This window comes from Stenotrophomonas sp. 05L44_2, assembly GCF_056665995.1.
The window spans coordinates 1-2,534 of sequence record NZ_JBFTNR010000617.1; the positions used below are offsets into that span (position 1 = coordinate 1).

At 65.8% G+C, this 2,534-nt stretch carries 1 protein-coding gene and 1 pseudogene; both read left to right on the forward strand.

The window, feature by feature from the left end; all coding sequences use genetic code 11:
- Positions 1–161: pseudogene (locus AC1VAN_RS18255) on the forward strand (efflux RND transporter periplasmic adaptor subunit); the annotation flags it as partial.
- A gap of 3 nt (positions 162–164) precedes the next feature.
- Positions 165–2,534: efflux RND transporter permease subunit (locus tag AC1VAN_RS18260; protein WP_480986382.1), on the forward strand; the 2,370-nt coding region annotated here is incomplete at its 3' end.

A 2,534-nucleotide genomic window follows, 5' to 3' on the forward strand; every position in this document is an offset into this window, starting at 1 on the left:
TGCCGGTCGTGTCCGGCGTGGGCGCGACGGACTGGGTGGTCGCTGCCGGCGGCCATCTGCTGCGCGAAGGCCAGGTGGTGACGCCGGTCGACCGCCAGAACCGCCCGGTGCTGGCACCGTCGGCCGCCAAGCCGGCGCCGGCCGCAGGCAAGGGGCACTGACCCGTGCGCCGCTTCAATCTCTCCGAATGGGCGCTGGGCAACCGTGCGCTGGTGTTGTTCGCGATGCTGGCGTTCGCCGTCATCGGTGCCTGGTCCTACAAGCACCTGGGCCAGTCCGAAGATCCGCCCTTCACCTTCAAGGCCATGGTGGTACGCACGATGTGGCCGGGCGCCACCGCCGAGCAGGTCTCGCGGCAGGTGACCGAGCCGATCGAAAAAGCGCTGATGAACACCGGCGAGTACGARTTCATCCGYTCSTACTCGCGSCCGGGCGAATCGCAGGTGATCTTCATGGCGCGCGACAGCCTGCGCTCCAAGCAGATYCCGGACCTSTGGTACCAGGTRCGCAAGCGCGTGGGCGATATCCGCGCGACGCTGCCGAGGGAGATCGTCGGGCCCTTCTACAACGATGAGTTCGGCGACACCTTCGGCAACATCTACGCGTTGACCGGCGAAGGCTTCGACTACGCGGTGATGCGCGACTATGCCGACCGCATCCAGCTGGAGCTGCAGCGCGTGCCCGACGTCGGCAAGATCGACCTGGTCGGCCTGCAGGACGAGAAGGTGTGGATCGAGCTGTCCAACACCAAGCTGGCCACGCTGGGCGTATCGCTGCAGCAGGTGCAGCAGGCGCTGGCCGACCAGAACGCGGTCAGCGCCACCAGCTTCTTCGAAACCCCGACCGACCGCGTGCAGCTGCGCGTGACCGGTCAGTTCGATTCGATCGAGGACATCCGCAAATTCCCGATCCAGGCCGGCGAACGCACGTTGCATCTGGGCGACATCGCCGAGGTCAAGCGTGGCTTTGCCGATCCGGCCTCGCCGAAGATGCGCTTCATGGGCCAGGATGCGATCGGCCTGGCGGTGGCGATGAAGGACGGCGGAGACATCCTCAAGCTCGGTGCCACCCTGGATGCCGAGTTCGAACGCCTGCAGAAGACCCTGCCGGCCGGCATGCAGCTGCGCAAGGTGTCCGACCAGCCGCATGCGGTGGAAGAGTCGGTGGGCGAGTTCGTGCAGGTGCTCACCGAAGCGGTGGTGATCGTGCTGCTGGTCAGCTTCTTCTCGCTGGGCYTGCGTACCGGCCTGGTGGTGGGCGTGACCATCCCGTTGGTGCTGGCGATGACCTTCTTCGTCATGCACTACTTCGATATCGGCCTGCACAAGATTTCACTGGGTGCACTGGTGCTGGCACTGGGCCTGCTGGTGGACGATGCGATCATCGCGGTGGAGATGATGGCCACCAAGATGGAGCAGGGCTACGACCGCCTGCGCGCGGCCAGTTTCGCCTGGGAATCCACCGCCTTCCCGATGCTGACCGGTACCCTGATCACTGCCGCTGGCTTCCTGCCCATCGCCACGGCGGCATCCAGCACGGGTGAGTACACCCGTTCGCTGTTCCAGGTGGTGACCATCGCGCTGGTGGTGTCGTGGATCGCGGCAGTGCTGTTCATCCCGTACCTGGGTGACAAGATGCTGCCGGACCTGTTCAACCCGCAGCTGCCGAAGCCGGACAGCCTGGCCGGCCGCTGGCGCGCCAAGCGCCTGCAGTGGGCCGACCGGCATCCTTCACTCGCGCGCTGGATCGCACCGAAGGAGCATGCGCACGATCATGATCCGTACCAGCGGCCGTTCTACACGCGCTTCCGGGCGTTCCTGGATACCTGCCTGCGCCATCGCTGGTGGGTGATCGCTGCGACCATCGCCCTGTTCATCGGTTCGTTGATGTTGTTCCGCTTCGTGCCACAGCAGTTCTTCCCCGACTCGACCCGCCCGGAACTGATGGTGGACATCGAGCTGGCCGAAGGTGCGTCGCTGGCCGCGACCCAGGCACAGGCCGACAAGCTGGAGAAGCTGCTGAAGGGGCGCGAAGGCATCAGCAACTACGTGGCCTACGTCGGCACCGGTTCGCCGCGCTTCTACCTGCCGCTGGACCAGCAGCTGCCGGCCACCAACTTCGCCCAGTTCGTGGTGCTCACCGAAGACGCCAAGGCCCGCGAATCGACCCGCGATTGGATGCTGAAGGACGTGATCAATCAGTTCCCGGATGTGCAGATGCGGGTGACGCGCCTGGAGAACGGGCCGCCGGTCGGTTATCCGGTGCAGATGCGCGTGTCCGGCGAGCACATCGCGCAGGTGCAGGCGATCGCGCGCCAGGTCGAGGCCAAGGTGCGCGAGAACCCGCACGTGATGAACGTGAACCTGGACTGGAGCGAGCCGAGCAAGGTGGTGCGGCTGGTGATCGACCAGGACCGCGCCCGCGCGCTGGGCGTCAGCAGTGCGCAGGTCAGCCAGTTCCTCAGCAGTTCGTTGTCGGGCATGAGCGTGAGCACCTATCGCGAAGGCAACCGCCAGATCGAGATGCTGCTGCGT